The sequence below is a fragment of the Marinilabilia salmonicolor genome (assembly GCF_003003035.1).
Lineage (GTDB): Bacteria > Bacteroidota > Bacteroidia > Bacteroidales > Marinilabiliaceae > Marinilabilia > Marinilabilia salmonicolor_A.
This window is the reverse complement of sequence record NZ_PVTS01000010.1, coordinates 17699-39692: the sequence shown is the minus strand read 5'-3', so window position 1 is coordinate 39692 and position 21994 is coordinate 17699. Positions and strand designations below refer to the sequence as shown.

General features: G+C 38.3%; 20 protein-coding genes. 13 read left to right on the top strand and 7 right to left on the bottom strand.

Annotated features, from left to right (window positions below; translation table 11 throughout):
• Nucleotides 1-12: 12 nt before the first annotated feature.
• Nucleotides 13-480, bottom strand: coding sequence for a hypothetical protein (locus tag BY457_RS11310; RefSeq protein ID WP_106153443.1), 468 nt, complete (start codon nucleotides 478-480; stop codon nucleotides 13-15).
• A gap of 18 nt (nucleotides 481-498) precedes the next feature.
• Complete coding sequence (locus BY457_RS11305) at nucleotides 499-945, bottom strand: hypothetical protein (RefSeq protein ID WP_106153442.1); 447 nt, start codon at nucleotides 943-945, stop codon at nucleotides 499-501.
• Between the two features lie 163 nt (nucleotides 946-1108).
• Between BY457_RS11305 and BY457_RS11300 the strand changes: the two genes are divergently transcribed.
• Nucleotides 1109-2059, top strand: coding sequence for a tRNA dihydrouridine synthase (locus BY457_RS11300; protein ID WP_106153441.1), 951 nt, complete (start codon nucleotides 1109-1111; stop codon nucleotides 2057-2059).
• Between the two features lie 465 nt (nucleotides 2060-2524).
• Nucleotides 2525-3937 carry a sensor histidine kinase gene (locus BY457_RS11295; protein ID WP_106153440.1) on the top strand — a complete coding sequence of 471 codons (1413 nt, stop codon included), beginning with the start codon at nucleotides 2525-2527 and terminating at the stop codon, nucleotides 3935-3937.
• Between the two features lie 32 nt (nucleotides 3938-3969).
• Here the strand turns inward: BY457_RS11295 and BY457_RS11290 are convergent, their stop codons facing one another.
• Together BY457_RS11290 and BY457_RS11285 are read right to left on the bottom strand one after the other, a co-directional pair.
• Nucleotides 3970-4254 (bottom strand): ATP-binding cassette domain-containing protein, encoded by a 285-nt coding sequence (locus BY457_RS11290; protein WP_106153439.1) that lies wholly within the window; start codon nucleotides 4252-4254, stop codon nucleotides 3970-3972.
• A gap of 269 nt (nucleotides 4255-4523) precedes the next feature.
• The gene (locus BY457_RS11285) at nucleotides 4524-5171 is read right to left on the bottom strand and encodes a hypothetical protein (RefSeq protein ID WP_106153438.1); all 648 of its coding nucleotides are present in this window, start codon (nucleotides 5169-5171) and stop codon (nucleotides 4524-4526) included.
• Between the two features lie 813 nt (nucleotides 5172-5984).
• Between BY457_RS11285 and BY457_RS11275 the strand changes: the two genes are divergently transcribed.
• Both BY457_RS11275 and BY457_RS11265 read left to right on the top strand, forming a co-directional pair.
• Entirely contained in the window at nucleotides 5985-8423 is a 2439-nt protein-coding gene (locus BY457_RS11275) for a TonB family protein (protein WP_106153436.1), read from the top strand.
• A gap of 1013 nt (nucleotides 8424-9436) precedes the next feature.
• Complete coding sequence (locus tag BY457_RS11265; RefSeq protein WP_106153435.1) at nucleotides 9437-10606, top strand: ATP-binding protein; 1170 nt, start codon at nucleotides 9437-9439, stop codon at nucleotides 10604-10606.
• A 117-nt stretch (nucleotides 10607-10723) separates the two neighbouring features.
• Here BY457_RS11265 and BY457_RS11260 read toward each other — a convergent pair whose 3' ends face one another.
• From BY457_RS11260 to BY457_RS11250, 3 genes are read right to left on the bottom strand one after another with little or no spacing between them, the layout of a single operon-like run.
• Complete coding sequence (locus tag BY457_RS11260) at nucleotides 10724-11665, bottom strand: HipA domain-containing protein (protein WP_106153434.1); 942 nt, start codon at nucleotides 11663-11665, stop codon at nucleotides 10724-10726.
• Nucleotides 11666-11667: 2 nt separating this feature from the next.
• Nucleotides 11668-11991 (bottom strand): HipA N-terminal domain-containing protein, encoded by a 324-nt coding sequence (locus tag BY457_RS11255; RefSeq protein ID WP_106153433.1) that lies wholly within the window; start codon nucleotides 11989-11991, stop codon nucleotides 11668-11670.
• Nucleotides 11988-12209 (bottom strand): type II toxin-antitoxin system Y4mF family antitoxin, encoded by a 222-nt coding sequence (locus BY457_RS11250; RefSeq protein ID WP_106153432.1) that lies wholly within the window; start codon nucleotides 12207-12209, stop codon nucleotides 11988-11990. The genes BY457_RS11255 and BY457_RS11250 overlap by 4 nt, the downstream gene beginning before the upstream one ends.
• Before the next feature lie 444 nt (nucleotides 12210-12653).
• On the opposite strand from BY457_RS11250, the gene BY457_RS19230 reads away from it, so the two are divergent.
• The 9 genes from BY457_RS19230 to BY457_RS11205 all read left to right on the top strand — a co-directional run bounded on the left by BY457_RS19230 (nucleotide 12654) and on the right by BY457_RS11205 (nucleotide 21991).
• Nucleotides 12654-13052 (top strand): hypothetical protein, encoded by a 399-nt coding sequence (locus BY457_RS19230; protein WP_258176702.1) that lies wholly within the window; start codon nucleotides 12654-12656, stop codon nucleotides 13050-13052.
• Nucleotides 13036-13476, top strand: coding sequence for a helix-turn-helix transcriptional regulator (locus BY457_RS11240; RefSeq protein ID WP_106153431.1), 441 nt, complete (start codon nucleotides 13036-13038; stop codon nucleotides 13474-13476). Before BY457_RS19230 ends, BY457_RS11240 begins: the two co-directional genes overlap by 17 nt.
• Nucleotides 13476-13946: a hypothetical protein gene (locus BY457_RS11235; RefSeq protein WP_106153430.1), complete on the top strand. Its 471-nt coding sequence runs from the start codon at nucleotides 13476-13478 to the stop codon at nucleotides 13944-13946. The genes BY457_RS11240 and BY457_RS11235 overlap by 1 nt, the downstream gene beginning before the upstream one ends.
• A gap of 700 nt (nucleotides 13947-14646) precedes the next feature.
• Nucleotides 14647-14976 (top strand): type I restriction-modification system subunit M N-terminal domain-containing protein, encoded by a 330-nt coding sequence (locus BY457_RS19145; protein ID WP_219885162.1) that lies wholly within the window; start codon nucleotides 14647-14649, stop codon nucleotides 14974-14976.
• Nucleotides 14977-15058: 82 nt separating this feature from the next.
• Complete coding sequence (locus tag BY457_RS11225; protein ID WP_219885161.1) at nucleotides 15059-16264, top strand: N-6 DNA methylase; 1206 nt, start codon at nucleotides 15059-15061, stop codon at nucleotides 16262-16264.
• A gap of 208 nt (nucleotides 16265-16472) precedes the next feature.
• A complete protein-coding gene (locus BY457_RS11220; RefSeq protein WP_219885160.1) occupies nucleotides 16473-17465 on the top strand; it encodes a restriction endonuclease subunit S in 993 nt (330 codons plus the stop codon).
• A gap of 6 nt (nucleotides 17466-17471) precedes the next feature.
• Nucleotides 17472-19763, top strand: coding sequence for a Piwi domain-containing protein (locus tag BY457_RS11215; RefSeq protein WP_106153427.1), 2292 nt, complete (start codon nucleotides 17472-17474; stop codon nucleotides 19761-19763).
• Nucleotides 19751-20617 (top strand): hypothetical protein, encoded by an 867-nt coding sequence (locus BY457_RS11210; protein ID WP_106153426.1) that lies wholly within the window; start codon nucleotides 19751-19753, stop codon nucleotides 20615-20617. The genes BY457_RS11215 and BY457_RS11210 overlap by 13 nt, the downstream gene beginning before the upstream one ends.
• Before the next feature lie 9 nt (nucleotides 20618-20626).
• Complete coding sequence (locus BY457_RS11205) at nucleotides 20627-21991, top strand: Fic family protein (RefSeq protein WP_106153425.1); 1365 nt, start codon at nucleotides 20627-20629, stop codon at nucleotides 21989-21991.
• The last annotated feature ends 3 nt before the right edge of the window (nucleotides 21992-21994 follow it).

Below are 21994 nucleotides of genomic sequence, written 5' to 3'. Positions count from 1 at the left end.
GTATTCCCTTTTTTACTCTTCATCGTCGAACGGATTGTCAAATGGTATGTCATCATCAGGATCCTTGTCAAAAGGTCCTACGCCGGGAGGATTGAAAAGGCCCCAACGGTCGATGATGTAATTCCATTGATCAAAGGATTGTACCCAGCGAATGAAAATCAGGCGGTACTCCTCAATCAGTTCGCGAACCATATCAAAATAGTCCACATACTTAAATCCATACATCTCCAGCGAATGATTGCTTACCATCAGATCGCGGGCAGCTTTTCTGATAATGGCTGCATTCTCCATACGGATGTCGTAAAGGTCGCCTCCTTCGGCACCACGAACTTTGGCCGTCAGCATCATGGCATCGCCAAGCATTTGACCTTTGAGGTGTTGAAGTTCTTGGGAATCTTCCGGAATAAGTTCTCCGATTTGGTGTACAATGTCAAAAATCTCTTTCCCTTTGGCTGTGAGTTCCTGATGTGGTTTAAGCATGGATTAGTGTTTTATGGGCTAAATATCGAGTTTTATTTGTGTTAATACGATGGTGTATATAAAGGACCAGATTACCTGGATCAAAGCAAGAAAAAGAAAATTTGTTCGCTTCTTTCCGTAGTATTTTGTGGTAAGAAATGTTCCTATGGGTATGGATAACAGAACCGGAGTGAGGATTGCAATTCCCGGCATCCCGTATTTAGTTTTTATCCTTACCAGGCGTCTGTTGGATTTAGTGAATTTTTTCTTCTGTTTCTTTTTACTGCCGGCTTTACCCGGAAATATTTTATTCCATAACAGAAGCAGGCCTTTGGAAAAAAACAGAGAGACAATAATGCCGATAAAACCTCCAATATTGGTGTACAAAATGGTCTCGGTAAAAGTCATTTTGAAAAGGTAGATAGCTATAGGAAAAGTAGCGGCAAATTTCCATGTGGATGAAAGTATGATAAGGATTGCGTCCATTTTGGATTGTTGAGTTTTACCGCGGCAATAATACAAAAAATAACACTATTGTCCGGGAAAAACTATTATTTTGGAAGCAGATTGCTTCCCGCTTCGCTTTTCGCGGTCGCAATAATTCCGGCTTAATATAATCGAACATCAATGTTGATAAAATATTGTTTATATGAGTTTTACGTTGCTTGCTTCCCCTTTACAGGGATTCACAGATTTTACTTTCAGAAATGCCGTTGAGGAATATTTCGGGGGAATAAATGCCTGGTTTGCGCCTTACATCAGGCTGACAAAGCACCTGGAAATAAAGAATTCTTATCAAAGGGACCTTTTGCCGGAGAATAACCGGGTAAGCAACCTGATACCACAGGTGATGACCAACAGCGCTGATGAGTTTCTGTTTGTGGCCGTGTATGTGCAGAATCTTGGCTATAGTGAATTGAACTGGAATCTGGGATGTCCCTACCCGATGGTAACAAAACGCGGACTGGGTTCCGGCATGTTAAAACATAAGGAGCAGATTGATGAGCTGTTGACCAGAGTTGCCAATGAATCCGATATTACCATTTCCCTGAAAATGCGACTGGGTTATGACAATAGCCGGGAGATTCTTGATTTGTTGCCCTTGCTGGAGAAGCATAAAATCAAAAATATTGTGATTCATCCCCGCCTGGGCAGACAATTGTACAAAGGGGAGGCGGATCTTGACTTGTTTCAGCAATGCCTGGAAAATACCGGTCATCAAATCTGTTATAATGGCGACATAACTTCAGTAGCTAAGTTCCGGGAACTGAAGCAACGCTTTCCGTCCATCAACAGCTGGGCTATTGGCCGGGGTGTCATCGCTAATCCCTTTTTGCCGGCCATGATTCAGGCGGATACAGACCAATTGCCGGAGGCGTGGACTGTTCAGTTTAGCCGGTTTCATGATGCGCTTTTTCAATCCTATGATGAGTCTTTGTCAGGGCCCGGCCATCTTTTGATAAAGATGCAGAGCTTTTGGGAGTACTTTGCTCAATTATTTTCCAACCCCCACAAAGCTCACAAAATCATTAAAAAAGCAAGGAGTATTCCTGCATATCATGAAGCAGTCAGTGCCAACCTTTTCGGCCAGAGAATCTGACCATTGGTCATAAAGTTGTATGCATGATTAGGTAGTGACGAATAATTTTAACATTTTCGAATAATCAATAGATCATTAGATTTTTAAAAGTTAGAGGTTAGAAAAATCGTACGACATTGACATTCTGAATTTTATCAAACAAATTGTTTGACTTTCAGAATATTGAAACGGTCTGTTGTGCTATTGATTATGATTCCATTTTACTAAATACGGATGATGCTTAAATAGAGTCCGTCTATAAACTAAGCAAATTCTGCTTTTAGAGCTGTTTCTGGTCAGAAACTAAACAGTAAGAAGTGGATTTTCAGTTCATTAAGAATAACCTCGCAAACCGGGCTTGCCAACAGATGTTCTTGTGGTAAACAACTTTAGACCAATTGATTTTTCCGGGATAATATAGGTCGGTTTACTTAAAAATTTTTGGGGGGGTAGTTAAAAACAATCTAACCGTAGATATTTCATTATATGGGTAGTAAACTGAATTCGGAAAGGCTTCAAGCTCAGTTTGAAAAGTACCTGGGAAAAGTCTTTTTAAAGAATATGACACTCGTTTTAGCGGTGGGAGCGGTTATTCTTGCTTATTATATGTACTCCGACTGGAGCGTAAGAAATAGTTTCATTGGAGTTGCCATTCGTGCAATTCCAATGGTTATCATACTCTCATTACTCCTGATACACCATTGGTACAGGCATCAGTTCTTTCTGTTAAAAAAATACCTGTACATCTCTATTTATATAACTCTTCAGCTGATGATGTATGCCAAATGTCTGCTTCATCTGCACGAAGAAGCTTTGGCGCCAAGTGTAACAGGGGCCATTTTGATAATTTTTCTTATCTCGCTGGACATAAAGGAGAATTGGCGATTAACAGCATTTATTTATGCGTTTCCGCTTATCGTTTTTACTCTGCTTCTCATCTTTATTGGAAAACCTTCAGAAAAGGAACTGTTAATCATTGCAGATATTTATCCCATATCAATTATAGGGTTTATAATTAACAGGGTTCATTATAAACTCCGGTTCAGGCTGTTTAAATCCAATAAATTGTTGCTCAATGAGCAGAAAAAGACAAAGGCGTTGTATGCTGAAAGTCTGAGTAATAACACCAAATTGGAACAACAAGCCATTGAAGCCCGATTGATAAAAGAAGAAATTGAAGAGAAGAATGAAGAACTCAGGAAGCTGAATGCTTCAAAGGATAAATTTCTTGGAATTATTGCCCACGATTTGAAAAATCCCATTGGTAATATCTGTGGTCTTTCTGATTTGTTGCTGATTGATAAAACCCTTAATGGCAAGGATAAACAAAAATGTGTTGAATTGATCAATGAGAATATACTGCATACCCATCGTTTGTTAGAGAATTTGCTGGATTGGGCCAGGGCACAAAGCAATGTTATTCGCTTTTCCCCGGCGTTCCATCATGCGAACGAAATGGTTGAGAAGGAACTGGAGGCCTTACGAAACCTGGCGGGTAAGAAAAGCATTTCTATTGAAAACAATATTCCGGCAGACTTACAAATATTTACCGACCAGAATATGTTTGAAACCATTATCCGAAATCTTGTTTCAAATGCCATTAAGTTTACCTATGTGAATGGTGAAATCAGGGTTGATGCCCGATTGGTTCAGAAGGAGAATAAGGGCTTTACTGAACTTTCTGTGGCTGATAATGGCGTTGGGATGGAACCTTACAAGTTGTCGAAACTCTTTAAAATATCAGAGAACATTTCTACTTCGGGAACTTCAAATGAAGTAGGCACCGGTTTGGGACTGTTGTTGTGCAAAGAGTTTATGGACATACATTATGGCCAGATTCATGTAACCAGTAAGCCGGGCGAAGGCAGCATTTTTACGTGTTTATTCCCACTCAATTAAACATAACCTTTACGTGCTCTTCTTCATTATTGTTAATAGGTCAAAGTGAGTTTTTTCTTCTTAAAACACTCCGGCAACTCTTCCCGGTGATGGGTGACATAAATCATAGCCATTTCACTGTGTCCGGCGATTTCATCAATTAATGCTTTGAAATATTTTTGTTGTGCATCATCGAATCCCTGGCAGGGCTCATCCAAAATGAGAAGATATGGATTTTTTACTAATGCCCGTGCCAACAAAACCAGACGCTGAATCGTGGATGAAACATCAGAGAACAAGGCATCAGTATTTCCCAAATGCCCATGACTTTCAGCCATTTCAAGGCAGTTTGTCTCTGCTCTTCATTGACTCTCTGAAGATTGTTCTGTTTTTGCTTTTAATGCATGGATTGTTTATTGTCAAAATTTCCATTTATCTGATTTATGTCTGTTGATGGGATGTTTGTATTATAGGTTACAGGCGTTGTGGAATTGAGACATGTATTGAAAATGATATCATAATTCTGTGTTGGGTAAATCAGATTTAGGTTAAGCCTTTTTTTATGCTGGATATCTTTGTGATTGGAGACTAAACTATTTAATCATAATCAATAAGAGTATTTATTTTTTTTAAGGTCCTTTGAAATTCTACGGGCGAAATAATTATTAAGTGTATCATAACCTGCATTTATTCCATAAACATTTACTTTACTCAACCATAGATATTCATCTATATTTCTAAGGTCATACAAGTAAGCATAATAAGTTGCATTGGGTTCCAATTCTTCCCGAGTTACGGAGCTTCTCTTATAATAGCTTGTGACATACTCTTTTGATTGCCAGTAGTTTCGCAAATTAACAAACAAAATAGCTTCGGTACCAGTTGCTCCTATCTTTTCCATAAATTCCTCATAAGTGTATTGTTCGTCCACTTGAAATACATCAAGAGATTTTACAATTCTTGGGAAATTTCCGATGGAAAGATTCCGGCTAATTGTTTTTTCAAGTTGACTTCTGACATTTAATCCGTCAATCTTATTAAAATTATTTGCAATAAAATTTTCGTAATTTTCTTTGTTCAGCGCCTTGATCTCATCCGGCGATTCAACACAAAGAATAAAAAATGATGAAAATGGTTTAGTAGTTTTATTCTTGGAAACAGAAGTAATGTTTGATAAAGCACATCCGCTTAATAAAACTAAGAAAATAAGAAGAATGAAATTTGTGTGAGTGGATCTGTTTTTGAAGATTTTCATAGCTAAACCGATTAAGATTAGTATTAGGGTTTAAGGAAAATATAATGGTTACATTAATAAGACAATTTTAAATTATTAAACACGTATATTAAATGTTTAAAATAATATCGTTTTGTTGGATAACTGATAAGTTTTGGAATTTCTTGTTTTTAAAATTCCCTGACAACGTTGTTACAAGTTCGGCAAATTTTATTTGTTCTTTAATACAGTATAATAAGAGGTCTAATAGATTGATATTCTTTTGTCTGTGCAAAAAAAAATACTACGTGGTTCTTAGCAAGCATTGTGCCACTTATCCCTGTCTAATGCTTATTCAAATAGTGCCCCTTGTAAACCCGCTGACAAATGAGCCTTCATCTGAATTGAGGCTCATTATGAGGATGGGGACATCATCTGAAAAGAATACCTGGGTGATTGCGCGTAGGATTGTGGAAAATAATATAGAACCATGGTGAAGAGTTGAAAGGAATGAAGCCACATAATTGGTACCCTTTAAACCATATCCAACATAATTAAATGTATTAATTAGGAAATTTTGTTAAAAAGTTGTTACAAGTAGTTTTTATTTTTTTGTGAAATTTTTTGAAAGATGACTGTAATGGAGGCACTTGAGAATACAAGAAACAAAATATTCTGAAAGGTTAACCAAGATTAATATTCTTTTAAAATATTCAAATATTCGCCTACACTGTTTATTTTCAGATGCTTTTGTGGTAGCTTTAGGTAAAGGTAACAGGATCTTAACATCGGATTAACAACCTGATTGTTGCTCTCTTCTTCTTTTTTTGTCAAACCCTCCTGAAGCTCTTTACCATGCGAATCAAAGATCTTTTATCCAAAGCAACAGTATTATTTATTATTTTGTCTGGTTGCATCATGACTGCTGCCATGGCACAGGACAAAAATGCGTCTCCTTATTTCGTGGTATTATCCGATGAGGATGAGAAAGCCAGCCTGCCACTGAAATCGACTGATGTTGATGTTGAAATTTCCGGGGTTATTGCCGATGTAACGGTTAACCAAACCTATGTCAACACAGGTGAGTCTGTTATTGAAGCCATCTATGTGTTTCCTGCCTCCACCAGAGCTGCTGTTTACAAAATGGTGATGAAGGTGGGTGACAGAGTCATTATGGCTAAAATAGAAGAAAAAGACAAAGCAAGAAAACGATACGAGAAGGCTAAGAAGGAGGGGAAGACAGCGTCATTGCTTGAGGAAAAGCGTCCCAACGTTTTCAAAATGAAGGTGGCTAATATTGTGCCCGGAGCCATAGTGGAGGTTAAAATGTCATACACCGAACTCCTGGTGCCATCCGACAAAATTTACGAATTCGTTTATCCTACCGTGGTTGGTCCCAGATACGTAGGCAAGGGCGAGATGGCCGAAGCCTCAACCGAAACCTGGACCGGAAATCCCTATCTAAAAGAGGGTGAAAAGCCAACTTCTATGCTTGATGTTGATATAGAGTTGAATACCGGTCTGCCCATTCAGGATATTCGTTGCGAAACCCACAGAAATAAAATAGAATACCAGGCAAAATCATCGGCGTTAATAGCGATGGAAGAGCCGGATGGCGGTAATCGCGACTTTGTGATGCAATACCGTCTGGCGGGCAATCAGATTGAAACAGGGGTTTTGTTGTATGATAATCCGGATGGGGAAAAATTCTTTTTGGCCATGATGCAACCTCCGGAAAGGGTGGAGCCTGATGATATTCCTGCCCGCGAGTATGTCTTTATTGTTGACGTTTCCGGTTCCATGTCCGGTTTTCCGCTTGACATTTCTAAAAAATTGATGAAAAGTCTCCTTTCGGGATTGCGCGGGAAAGATCTTTTCAATATTGTCTTCTTTTCCGGCGGTTCCTATATCTACAATGAGGAATCATTGCCTGCAACGGAGCGGAATATTGAAGATGCCATTCAGTTTATGGATAATCGGCGTGGAGGAGGAGGAACCGAATTGCTCAATGCTCTAAAGAGCGCCATGGGCTTGAATGAATGTGACGATTATGCCCGGTCATTCATCATTCTTACCGATGGCTATGTTTCGGTAGAGGATGAGACCTTCGATTATATTAGAAACAACCTGGGAAATGCCAACTTCTTTTCTTTTGGAATTGGACGTGGAGTAAACAGACATCTGATAGAAGGGATGGCTCATGTGGGATATGGGGAAGCCTTTGTGGCAATGAATCAATCGGAAGCTGTATTGCAGGCTGAGAAGTTCGAAAAATACATTTCTCAACCTGTATTAATCGGCATTGATTACAACTTTGAGGGTTTTGATGCTTATGATGTTTTGCCCGAAAACATTCCTGACCTGTTTGCCGAAAGGCCCATTATTATTTCCGGAAAATATCGTGGGGAGCCACATGGCATTTTGAAAGTAACAGGGACATCCGGGAAAAGTGAAATCTCACAAAACCTGACAATACAGGCCAATGATCAGGAGAATAAAGCGTTGAAATATCTCTGGGCCAGAGAAAAGATCCGCTTGCTGGGCGATTATGCTTCTTTAGACAGCTACAGCTATGATAATTCCGACAAAAAGGAAGCCCTCAAAGAGGAAATTACACAACTTGGGTTGAAATACAATCTTTTAACAAAATACACTTCTTTTATTGCTGTGGATTCAGTTGTATCCAATAAAGGAGGGAGACAAAAGACTATTGAACAGCCAAATCCTTTGCCGGAAGGTGTCAGCAATCATGCCATCGGTGAGAATGAAGAGGAGATTATTCCCATTACCAGTCAGGAAAGAGTCCTGCCACCGCCGCCCCCTGCACCTAAGGCAACAGATGTGTTGAATATTGTCGATGCAGATGTTGGCCTCGAAGATGCTTTGATTATTGAAGATAGTGAGGCTGTGATGGAGACCGAGATTTCTTTCTCCGATCTTTCTGCAGAAGAAGAAATGCAAGAAAGGCCTGTGTTTTTTATTGTAGAGGATATGCCGGAATTTCCCGGAGGAGAAGCTGCTATGCATAATTTTCTTGTGCAGAATATCCAGTATCCACCGAAAGCACAGGAAAATGGAATTCAAGGCCGTGTTTACGTGTCCTTTGTTATAGATACCGATGGTCGTATTATAGATGTGAGAATAGCACGGGGCATCTCTCCTTCACTCAATGCGGAAGCAATCAGAATCGTGAAATCTATGCCTCGATGGAAACCCGGTAAGCAAAGAGGGAAAGCAGTGCAGGTTTCGTACACCGTGCCGATTAATTTTGTATTGCAAAGTGGTAAGGAGTAATGAATAATATCGGAAATCTGGTAGCACTTTCCTGTTAGAGATATCAGATTTGAATTTAAGCCCGGTGTGTTTGCATGCCGGGCTTTTTTCAAAACTATTAGGGGGGGCTATCGGATTAATCTGAATAAATTGAATGTTCTGGGTAAATTCAAGATGTAAATCTGAGCAATATTGAATCTTTATGGTTTAGAGTTATTTGTTGCAATGTTAGGAACTCTAATGGGTACTTCCCCTCCCAATGCAGAATGTATTAAGCGCTTAAAAACAGGGTTTTAGAAAACATAGGTACAAATAGGGTACAATAATGGCATATTTTTGACTTTTGGATAAAATTACCGGGGGCGAAATTCGCGGTAATATTTTATTAAAATATTGTCCGGAACTTCATCAGTGTTTTATCTCCCCGAAAATTGCCCCTAGTGGTCATCTTTTAATTGCCTTCTTAATTTTGTGTCGTTATCCGTAGTCATACTACTATTTCATTTTCAAAAATAAGAATCTGAGTGTTGATTTCACTAATACTCGTATTAGAGAGATTTATATTTTGGTAGTTTAGCTACGGATATGAAATTTAAACTATTATTTTATGTCTTTCCTGAGACCACTATCATAGATTAGACTTAGAGCTGCTGAAAAAGTCAGCAGACCAATTTTTTATGTTCTTTTTGGCATTGCCCCAAAAAGGAACCAAAAAGGTCTAGTCCGTTTAAACCTATCAGCCCGCGTCATGCTTAATTTCCGGCCATTGCGCAAGGCCTTGAATGTCGCCCATTAAGCCTTCCCGTCAACCGCCGGCCCGGAAAACGGACAGGCCACCGCGCCTTTCAAATAGTAAAACCCTTTCAGGATAAAAACATTTCTTCGAACAGTGAAATATTAACCATTTACCCGCGCTAGTTCAACCTTGCTTAAATATTTACTTGGAAAATTGCACTGTAAAAGTGCGTTTATTAAGAAAAATTGCACTGTTGTAGTGCGTTTTTTGTAGGTTTGCATAAATAAACATCATCAAAATGGAGCAACTATTTGTAATATTTCGCAAACTCTTAAAAGAAACAGATACCAGTTTCTTTAGATACAAACATGCCGATATCAATTGGAATAATCGCATGATAGGACTTACCGGGCCAAGAGGGGTAGGGAAGACGACTCTTATTTTGCAACATATTAAGAAAAATCTGAATCCAGCCGAGACTTTATATGTAACCGCTGAAGACTTTTATTTTGCTGATAACAGGTTGCTTAATTTGGCTGAGGCTTTTGCCAGAAGAGGGGGGAAGAATCTTTTTATCGATGAAATTCATAAGTATAAGGATTGGGCCAAGGAACTGAAATTGATTTATGACTATCATCCTGATTTAAAAGTGGTTTTTACAGGTTCTTCTGTGTTGGATCTTAAAAAGGGATCTTCGGATTTGAGCCGCAGAGCTGTTATGTATCACATGCAGGGGCTTTCATTCCGGGAGTATCTTCAACTTTTTCATCAGATTTCTTCTCCCGCATATTCACTTGATGAGATCTTGAACCATAAGGTTGAGTTGCCGGAAGTAGAGCATCCTCTGCCTTTGTTTGAGGATTATTTAAAAAAGGGCTATTATCCGTTTGCGCTGGACGACGATTTTGAATTGCGTCTTCAACAGGTAGTCAATCAAACCCTGGAAACAGATATTCCTATGTATGCCGGTATGAATATGGCTACCGGACGGAAACTGAAACAGCTATTGTCAATAATAGCGCATAGCGTGCCTTTTAAACCCAATATGACCAAAATTGCTGCGTCTCTCTCCTCAAGCCGGAACAATATTGCTGATTATTGCCTTTTTATTGAGGAAGCGGGGATGATTGCGCAACTGAGGAATGCAACCGGCGGTATAAAAGGTCTGGGCAAGGTGGATAAAATCTATCTGGACAATACCAATCTGATTTACAACTTGGCCAGTGAAAATGCCAATACCGGCAATGTCAGGGAAACCTTTTTCTTTAATCAGTTGAGGGCCAAACACGACATAATCATGTCTCCTGTTGCCGACTTCTTAGTGGATGAATACACTTTTGGGGTAGGAGGAAAGAACAAAGGAATGCAACAAATTCAGGAGGTTGAAAATGCTTTTGTCGTTAAAGATGATATTGAATATGGCTTTTTGAATACGATTCCGTTGTGGCATTTTGGGTTATTGTATTGATTACTTTCCAATACAGAAAGTGCTTTTTTGTCTTAACCTTTTGAAGAGTAGTGTTTTGTGTTGTGCTTTTGCAGTGTTCGTTGTAAATATGTTGTAAAAAATTTCAATACTGGGAAATCAATAAAGCACATCATATCGCTTATTCAGAAATGTAATATACTTATTTTGCATTTCTTCTGAAAGGAAGGATTGCTCAATCAGCCGGAAAGCTTTAGATCTGTTTTTTAAAAAGCGCTTAAAGGCTCCATCGATTTGTTTGTCGTTTAACCCCAGATCTTTTCCATACGTTTCGAAACTCTTTCTGGTTAGTTTTCGCTTTTTACCTCCCTGGGTGAGGGCCAGCTCTTCGGTGTCTTCAGGCAAAATGATGGATACATTCAGGAGATCATAAGATGGTGCCAGTGTCCATTTTCTTTTATTCTGGATCATGGAGAAGTTTTTCAAATGCATATCATTGTTTCCGGTGAGGTAGCTGAAAAGGGTTATTTCGAACAGAAACAACTTGTCCAGAAGTGGGTTGGCAGAATAGCTTCCCAATGCTTTGCCGACTTTCTCCATTGAGCTGATGTATTTGTCGAATGCTTCGGTAATTTGAAACATGTCCAGCATATGGACTTTTTCGTTGCCGGCTGTCCTGTCAATTCTTTTGGTGATATAAGACAACTCGCCGGACTTAAGGCGGATGAGACTGGATTGAACCACATTGATGCCAAAAGCCTCAGCAATACGCATTGTGACGTGTTCATTAGCCGGCATTTCTTCATAATCGGGGGAGGGTGGTTTAAAGATGTAATTTCCGCCGAGAGCGCCCACTACAGTTAACCTTTTATCAGAGTTTTGTCTGGCTTCTTCAATTAAGCTCATGGAAAGCTTGGGCTGTACACCGGGAACTGATATACTTCTTTGAACAACATTTTTTGCCAACTCCGTCATCTCATCGAGAGAGTAGGGGATAGCAGGTGGTATTTTAGTACCAAAAAATTTCTGACTGCAAGAAGCATGGAATTCACCTTCTTCTGCGACTTCTTTGTAACAATATAAACACTTGTTGCTATTCATCTTTATTTCTCTATTGGTACCACACTAACAGCGCCGATGCAATTTCTGCAACAGGCCAATAATAATCCCATCCGGTCGTTTCGGTTTATTTTCCAGTTTTTAGAAGCTATCTCCAAGAGCCAACCTTCCGGTATCAATCCTTCAAAAAAAGGAAAAAGCCGGTTGGAACGATACGTTTTTTCCAAAACCGGCATGGTAAAAGTCAGAAACCTATCTGGAAAATTCCTCACATACTCTTTATCGTAAGTGAATTCATACTCTCCATCATCCGTTTCGACCAGCGTTCCGGCTAAATCATCCTGATAATAAACTTTTGCCTGTCTCATGAATCACCGCTTTTTAAAGATTCCTGAATACTGACCGGGCCTAACTCATGGCCAAACATCGCCAATACCTGATTGACCTTTTCCAGATTCAGGTTGGTTTTGCCCTGCTCTATTTTGCGAATAACAGTCAGTGCAACCCCGGTTCTTTCGGCAAATTCTTCCTGAGTGAGGTTGACTTCCTTTCTGCGCTGTTTTACAAAATCGGCTAAACGCTCCATTATATGCTTTTAGATATATTTTATGCAAATATAAAGAAATTATATCCATTTAGATATAATTTCTTATTTAATTGCGTTTTTATATGTATTTGAATATAATAGGTGGTGTTTTTAACTGGGGAGGTATGTGTTTTATGGAAAATTGCACTATGCTGGTGCAAATATTTTAAAAACATGCACTATTACAGTGCATGTATAAGTGCCACATAAGGACAGACTTAGGATTTTTGTGTGGTTAACGGTGTATTGAGCAGAGTTTTTTGTATGTATAGTGGTGTGGACGTTAGATAAATGTTAGCCTTATTACCTGAACGATTTTGATTTAAGGGAGCTCATGTGTTTGCCTTAATTCAGATTTTCCGGTTTCTTCTAAGAATTTCCGAGAATACTTTGTATTTTAGTCCTAATCTAAATAATAGAAAAATTTAGCTATATCTAAACATTTTGAAGAATTATTCGTTAATATTGTCCGATCATATACCTGAAGAAACGCAAATAGACGTTTATGAATTGTGTAAGAATAATGAAAGTTTATTTAATTCCTTTTTCGAAGAAATAGAAAAAGAAGGTAATTTATTTGGGAATCTGGCAGGTGCAATCCGCATTATTCAGGATACTGCAAATTTGCAACTAAGGCCAAAAACTAAATTTCGGGAAATTAAAGGGCATAATCTGAAGTGTAAGTTGTATGAAGCTAAATCCGGAGTAATAAGAATTTATCTTTTTCACGAAGAAAATAAAGGCAGAGTTATTGTTGTTGGAGGCCTGAAAGATAATCAGGATAAGGACTTGAAATCAGTAAAAAAGATAATAAAAGACTACCAAAATGAAAAGGAACGATAACATCAAAGAAAAAATACTAAATGAACCTTCCTATTGGATTGAGGGAATTAACGGTTTTCTGTATGATGCCATTGTTTCGTATATGGAAGAAAATGGCCTTAACAGGACGCAATTGGCTGATTATTTGGGGGTAAGCAAAGGGCGTGTCTCACAAATCCTTAATGATGGAGATATTAATTTTAGCATCGCTAAGATTATTGAAATTGCCTTGAAAATTGATAAATACCCTGATTTTAAACTCCAAGACAAGAAAGAGTATTTGGAGCATTCTCATAAATCGGGTGATGTGGTGAATATGATCATGGATTATGATTCATATTTATTTTCAGAAACAATCTTAATTGAAAAGATTTCTCTGAACGAAAACCCTATAGTCTCTTTGAGAAGTTATACTATTGAAAATCAATTGACTTATTGTGAGTAATGGAAAAGAATAGAGACCATACTAAGATTGCATACAGAATAATAAAAATTCATACAACAGAATTCTTTTTTAAAGATGTAACTGAGACGAATATTGATGAGTTACTGAAAGATTCTTCATCATTAGCAATTAATATTAATAATACGGTCAATGTTGATGCAGCGAATTCTGTTATTGCAATTGATGTTTCATCCCGGCTCTTAAAAAAAGAGGATGATACGGTTCTGATTAGCCATACTGGCAGAACTGTATTTGATATAAAAAATCTTAGTGAAGTTTTTGATGAAGAAAAACAATCGTATGAAATTCCAATAGGGTTGTTGACTCAGCTCCACAGCCTTGCTTATTCTCATGCACGAGCGTTAGCTGCAACAGAAGTTAGTCCGACAGCCTATAAGGATAAATTTTTCCTTCCTGTGGTTGACCCTTCTAAGTTTATTCAGAAAAAACAGGAAGGAAAGGGGATTTAAAGTTGATGGAGGTAGATTTCTGTTGATTTTTACATCACCTGATCAATTAATAGCCCGTTGTACATTTTAGGAACAACGGGATTACTTTTTAGGTGGTGTGGCAATTTTCGGAACAATGGATGCATCCATTTGAACGAGGGAATGTTCTTTTTGCTACTTTAACAGCTTCTTCACAAGAACTAAAAATTCCTAAGGAATGTCTGTTTGCGGGAGATGGCAGATAATGGCAGTCTTCCCGATGGACTTCATGATCCCCATTGGCTTGGGCTTGCTTGTTTACATAGTAGTCTTTCATGACAAAAAAAAAATAATGTTATTTCGTTCTAATTTAGGCAATTATCTTAGTTTTTCGTACATTTAACTGAATAAATAAAAAATTCTTGATAGGAGTTTGTTAAGTTTATTTAAAAGCTGGCATTCTGTTGATTAGTGAAATCCGATTTTGAAGAATTTATGCCAGCATTTTCACCAAACGACGATCTTCCTTTTTAACAAGCTGAATTTTTAAAATATGTTGGGGCTTAATTCTCACAAGGTTCTTCGCTTTAAAGCTTCTCATATTATTTATTTTCCTTCCTTTTCTTTCTTTTACTCCCCCTGAATTATTAATTTTAGATAATTTTTGAAGCCTCTAAAGCAATCGTCAAAAGTTTTAGAGGTCTTTTAGTGTTTGATTTTAACTAAGTTGCAACCTATAATAATGGCTAAACAAAACAATAACAAAAAGACCAAATCAATAGAAGAATCACTTTGGGACTCAGCAAACAAACTAAGGGGTTCAGTAGAATCATCGGAATACAAGCATGTGGTACTGGGGTTGATTTTCCTGAAGTTTGCCAGTGATAAATTTGAAGAACGCAGAAAAGAACTTATCAGCGAGGGAAAAGAGAAATACATTGAGATGAAGGAATTCTACAACATGAAGAATGTGTTTTTCCTTCCCGAAGTATCTCGTTGGTCGTTCATCATTAAAAATGCCAAACAGGCCGATATTGCGCTGAAAATTGATACTGCTTTAAAACAATGTTGAAAAAAACAACCCGGCACTGAAAGGCGCTTTGCCCGATAATTATTTCTCGCGCCTGGGGCTTGACTCAAGCAAATTATCTGCCTTGCTTGACACCATCAATCAAATTGATACCATCCGGGACAAACAAACCGATATTGTAGGACGGGTGTATGAGTATTTCCTTTCAAAATTTGCCTTGGCAGAAGGAAAAGGGAAGGGCGAATTTTATACGCCAAAAAGCATTGTGAACCTCATTGCCGAAATGATTGAGCCCTACAAAGGAATCATTTATGACCCTGCTTGTGGTTCGGGCGGTATGTTTGTGCAGTCGGTAAAATTTATCGAGAGCCACCATGGTAGCAAAAAGGAAGTTTCCATTTATGGGCAGGAATATACAGCCACTACTTTCAAACTGGCCAAAATGAACCTGGCAATCAGGGGAATTTCAGCCAATTTTGGAGGTAAACCTGCCGATACATTTCATAACGACCAGCATCCCGACTTGAAAGCCGATTACATCATGGCCAATCCACCTTTTAACCAAAAGGACTGGCGGGCAGCCAATGAACTCATCAATGACCCCCGTTGGCAGGGATATGAAGTACCCCCAAAAAGCAACGCGAACTATGCCTGGATACTCAATATGGTTTCCAAGCTATCGGAACATGGTGTGGCCGGCTTTGTACTGGCCAATGGTGCATTGAGCGGTGGCGGTGATGAATACAAAATAAGGCGAAAGCTTGTTGAAAATAATTTGGTAGAAGCAATTCTGATATTGCCCCAAAATATGTTTTATACCACCAATATTAGTGTTACCGTCTGGATACTCAACAGAAATAAGAAAAAGCAAACCAAAGTTGTGGGCGATGAAACCCGCCATTTGCGCGACCGGGAGCGAGAAGTATTGTTCATGGATTTGCGCCAAATGGGAGAACCGTTTGAAAAGAAATTTACGCAATTCAATACCGACCATATTGCCCAAATCACCGGAACTTATCATGCCTGGCAAGCTTCCGGGAAGAGTGTAACTCCAGCTTCACCCTCTGGGAAGGATGAAGCTCCAGCTTCGTCCTATACTAACATCCCCGAATTTTGCTACTCTGCCACTTTCGACGAAATCGCGAAAAAGGATTTTTCGCTTGTGCCCAGTAAGTATATTGAATTTGTGAATCGTGATGAAAATATTGATTTCGACGATAAGATGAAGGCCTTGCAAACGGACTTTGCTGAATTATTAAAAGCAGAGGAACAATCGAAAAAGGAGTTGTTGAACGTGTTTAAGGAGCTGGGGTATGCAATCGAATTATAGGCCGATAGGGGATTACATACAACTTGTTGATGAGCGAAACAAAGACCTGAAAATTGATTTGCTTTTAGGCCTCACCATCAACAAGCTTTTTATTCCTTCTGTAGCCAATATAGTAGGGGCAAACATGCGGAATTATAAAATCATCCGCAAAAATCAGTTTGCATGCAGCATTATGCAGGTACGTCGGGATGGTAAAATGCCGGTTGCCTTGCTACAAAAATTTGATGAAGCAATTATCTCACAGGCATATCCTGTTTTTGAGGTTAAAGATGAAAACATATTGTTGCCTGAGTTTTTGATGATGTGGTTTTCACGTCCTGAATTTGACCGGGAAGCTTGTTTTTATGCCGTTGGTGGAGTTCGTGGCAGCTTGGAGTGGGACGATTTCTGCAATATGAAACTTCCTATTCCATCCATTGAAACCCAACGAGCTATTGTAGCCGAATACAATTCCGTTAAAAACCGGATTGCTCTGAACAACCAACTCATTCAGAAACTAGAAGAAACCGCCCAGGCTATCTATAAGCAGTGGTTTGTGGATTTTGAGTTTCCGGATAAAAACGGGAAACCGTATAAGAGTTCTGGTGGGAAGATGGTGTTTAATGAGGAGCTGGAAAAGGAGATTCCGGAAGGGTGGGAAGTAAAACCATTTACTGAAATCGTCAAGCTAAGTGGTGGCGGAACACCTGATACAAACAATGGAGAATATTGGAATGGAGATATTCCATTTTTTACACCTGCTGATGTTGTGGATAGTTTTTATTCTATTCAAACCGAAAAGAATGTTACTGAAAAGGGTTTAAAAAACAGCAACACAAAGCTTTATCCAAAAGACACTGTGTTTGTAACTGCACGGGGAACTGTAGGAGCGATTTCGATTTCTGGTTGTGAAATGACAATGAATCAAAGTTGTTATGCAATAACAGGTAAAAATGGGATGAACCAATTTTTTACACATCAAATAAGTCTTTCAGCGATTGAAAAGCTAAAGAAGGAAGCATTGGGTGCTGTATTTGCAGCTTTGGTTACCAAAGATTTTGACAGTCAGATCTTAGTGGAACCAGATGAAGACTCAATAAAATTGTTTGGAGAAAAAATTGAAATAGTTTATGATTACATTTTAACAATAGTAAAAGAAAACCAAAAGCTATCTGAACTGAAAGGATTGCTTCTTTCTAAGCTGGCAAAATTAGAAAATTAAGTTACTATGAATTTAAATTACTTCCCTATAGAGTTTGATTTTTATGATTACCAAGTAATCACCCAACCTTATTCTGATGATCGACTTAACGAATTAAGACGGGCGTATAATGCATCTTATTCGTTTTTTAGGGATGGTAATTTAATTGTTATATCAAACAAGGAAGATGAAGAAAATCAACTCACCGGGAAGGTAGAGATGCGGTCAGTATTCAATGATAGTAAAGTTACATCATCGTTAATAAAGCATATATTTTTCAGAACCTTTAAAGACCGTTTTCGGGGTTATGTTCCTGTAGATTTTTATCCTTTCCGCTTTTATTCTCGTCAGGGAAAGGATGATTTGATATTAGGCTATTTGCCTGAAAAAATTAAACATAAAATTGCCTTCAAAAAGCTTATAGAAGTGCAGCTTCGGGAAACAAACATCAATAATACCAAGGGGTTTGCATTTGTGGTTAATATCCGAAGAAACTGGGTATTCAACTTTTCATGCCTTGAGCTGCATAAAGAAGGATTTGATTTAAAAAATTTTGAGGTGCTACATACGGAAACTCTTCCGGGATTGGACAATGTACTTGCTCCAAATGAAGACTTTGTTGGTACCCTGCAATCAATCAGTGGAGATTCAGCAATTGTTTTAACTAGTGAGGGGGAAAGAAGTTTTCCATTGGAAGAGCTCTTCATTCGCAAAACCAAAAGAAACATTCAGGCTTATTTGAACTTTGCTACCAGTGAGGAAAAGTGCAATCAGATATTGGCTGCCGTTAGTCAGGAACGTATAAAGAAACAAAGTCCGGTCAATCAGTTTAATGAAATAAGCAAAATTGCTAAACATCTATTCTCAGACAAAGGTAAACCGGTGGTGTTTCAAAATAAAGACGGCTTTTGCTTTAAGGTTGATGCTACGCCTCTTCAGGTGCAAAACAGCATGAATTTACAAACACCAACGTTTATTTACGACCATGCTGGTACAAAGAAAAATAATTTGAATGCAGATATGGGCTTGTCCAACTATGGTCCATATGACAGCATAAGTTTCGACATAAAAAGTCCGAGGGTACTTAGTATCTGCCATAGAGCTAAGCGAGGGGATTTTACAAGGTTTCTTTCTCATCTAAAAGAAGGAATCGCCAATTCAAGGTACTTTCAAAAAGGATTATTAAAAAAATACGAGCTCCACGAGGTAAATTATATTATTAAGGAGATCTCAGACTATAAGATAGAAGATTATATAGAAGTAATAAGGAATTACGATAATGAGAATCCGCATTTGGCAATAATTGAAATACCCGATCAGTTTAAGAAATTATCAGACAAAGATAATCCTTACTTCAAGATAAAAGCAAAGTTACTTTCCCTAGAAATACCTGTGCAGTTTGTACGGTCATCAACACTTTCAAATTACACGGAGTATATTTTAAATCCATTAGCTCTCCAAATTTACGCAAAGTTAGGAGGAACCCCATGGGTTCTGCCTGCTCCACAATCTGTAGATAGAGAAATCGTAATAGGTCTCGGGCATAGTTGGTTGAGAAGCAATATTTATAAAGGTGCTGAAAGTAGTCGTGTTGTGGGAATAACAACCTTTATGTCAAGTGATGGTCAGTACTTGTTAGGGGATAAGGTCAAGGATGTGGCATATGAAAGCTATTTTGAAGAATTGCTCAAAAGTTTAAAGAGTTCTATCAACCGGCTATCTGATGAATATGCTTGGCAAGACGGAGATACAGTTCGTTTGATCTTCCATATTTTCAAGCCGATTAAAAATGTTGAGTTTGATGTCATTAGCCAGTTGGTAAAAGATATTAGCAAATTCAATATCAAGTTTGCTTTTGTAACAATTAGCAAAAGTCATCCAAGCATATTATTTGATACTAATCAACAAGGAGAATCAAAGTATGGGTCCAATCAGTTAATTGGAAAATATATTCCTCAACGTGGAAGTAATGTATTTATTGATGATGAAACAAGTTTGATTCAGATGCTTGGTGCAAGAGAGTTGAAAACAGCAAAACATGGGATGAGCAATCCCATTCAAATCAGAATTAGAACCCCACAGGGTAATCATGATAATCCAGAGTTAAAAGACTTAATGTTCTACGATTTAAACTATATCACACAGCAGATCTACTCATTTACTTATTTATCATGGAGAAGCTTTTTACCTAGAGAAGACCCGGCAACCATGTTGTATTCTAATCTAATTTCCAAGCTTCTTGGAAAAATGAGAAATGTACCGGAATGGGATGCGGATAAATTGAACTATAGCCTAAAGAGAAAAAAATGGTTTTTATAGAAGAAAAACACAGGTATTTAAGCAGTTTGGAGGAACAGCCCAAACAAAACGCTCTTTACGCGCTGGTTAATGAGGAACCCTTTCAACCTCCACAAAACAATGTGTCAGAGATCGATGACATCTACTTTTTTTCTGTACAGGCAATTAAAAAGAACTCCAAAGAAGGGTTTTATTCTCAATACGAAAAAATTTCAAGGCGTAAAGTTTCGGAAAACTCAACAGCTCCTTTTATTCATGATGACTTTTTGATATTCACTTTGATCATAGGAGTTATCAGATTTGAGTGTAAAAAAGAGTGGTTAGTGGGAGTCATAAAAAACCGAGCAAAAAATGCCACTACCACGACTTTTGAAAACCTGCTTACTGGAAATTATCAGAGTAAGGCAAACATTCAGTCTTTGGTATTGGTGTTTTTGTTTTTATTGGACAAATCCAAAATAAACAACGATCAACTTATCGAAGCTTATAATGCAATTAGTGATACGCATCAATCATTCAACAGTGATTTTATTCGCATTATTCATTACAAAGCATTCGATATAATTATTCAGTTCAAGTTACCAAAAGATACAGATAAAGTCTCTCGATTATTGGAGTTCGAAATTCGCTTTAAAAAACGAATTAAAGTCTTCAGTTATTTCATCTATAATATTCTTTTGCTGGCACTCTTATTTGTAAGTTATCAAATATTGCATTCACTACCGGAGGAATTAAAATTAAAAATTAACGAGGTAGCTATAATCATTGGGATTGCTGGAGTAGGTTTTTTTGGTAACCTCATTCCAATGTTTAAAGTAAAATTTCAAGAATTGGTATTACGAACCTTTGGTTATCCTAAAGAACTAACAGAATAGAATCTAATTATGTCCGAAACCAACCGCATTGAATACAAAACACAGCTCACCAAAGACCTGGATTTGGAGAAAGAAGTGGTAGCGTTCCTGAACTACCGAGAAGGGGGTGTGATCTATATTGGTATTGACAAAACGGGCAAGGTATCCGAAATAAGCGATGCTGATGGGGATATGCTGAAAATAAAAGACCGCATTAAACACAACATTGCCCCATCGGCCATGGGCTTGTTCGATGTGGTGGTGGAAGAACGTAATGGTAAACACATTATTAAAATCATAGTGGCCAGTGGCAGTGAAAAGCCTTATTTTAAAAAGAAATACGGAATGACCGAAAAGGGTTGTTTCATTCGTATTGGTACAGCAGCCGAACCAATGCCTCAGCAGATGATTGACAAATTGTTTTCCTCACGTACCCGCAACTCCATTGGCAAAATAAAAGCCCATCGGCAGGATTTGACTTTTGAGCAATTAAGCATTTATTACCAGGCAAAGAAGAAGTCACTCAATAAACAGTTCAAAAAGAATCTTGAACTGATGACGGAAGAGGGGAAGCTCAACTATGCGGCATACCTGCTGGCCGACGAAAATAATGTGTCGATAAAAGTGGCCAAATATAAAGGTAAAAGTCGGGTTGACCTTATTGAAAACAACGAGTACGGCTATTGTTCACTCATTAAAGCCACAAAAAGCGTTTTAGACAAGGTTGATTTGGAAAACCGGACTGCTACAAAAATTACTTCAAGGGAACGGGAAGAACAGCGGTTGTGGAGTGCTATTGCTTTGAGAGAAGCCATTATCAATGCTTTTGTCCATAACGATTATACCCGGGAGATACCTCCTAAGTTTGAAATATTCTCTGACCGGATTGAAATTACTTCTGCCGGATCGCTTCCGGAAGGATTGAGCAGGGAAGAATTCTTCGAGGGTTTTTCTATTCCGCGCAACAAAGAGTTGATGCGTATATACAAAGACCTTGAATTGGTTGAGCAGCTGGGTTCCGGGATTCCACGAATTTTGGAGCATTACGAAAAAGAGTGTTTTCATTTTTCAGAAAACTTTTTGCGGATGGTATTCCCGTCTGTTGAGGAAGTTACCCCGCAAGTTACCGAACAAGTTACCGAACAAGTTACCGAACAAGTCACCGAACAAGTCACCGAACAAGTTTGGAAACTGATGACTGTAATAAATGATGAAATATGTTCGGCTAGCCAAATAATGAAAATGCTTTCCATTAAACATAGACCGACCTTTCTTTATAATTATCTACATCCCGCATTGGAGCAGGGGGTCATTGAAATGACCATACCGGACAAGCCCCAAAGCAGCAAGCAACAATACAGGTTAACCCCGTTAGGGAAAAGTCTCCTAAAATAAGAG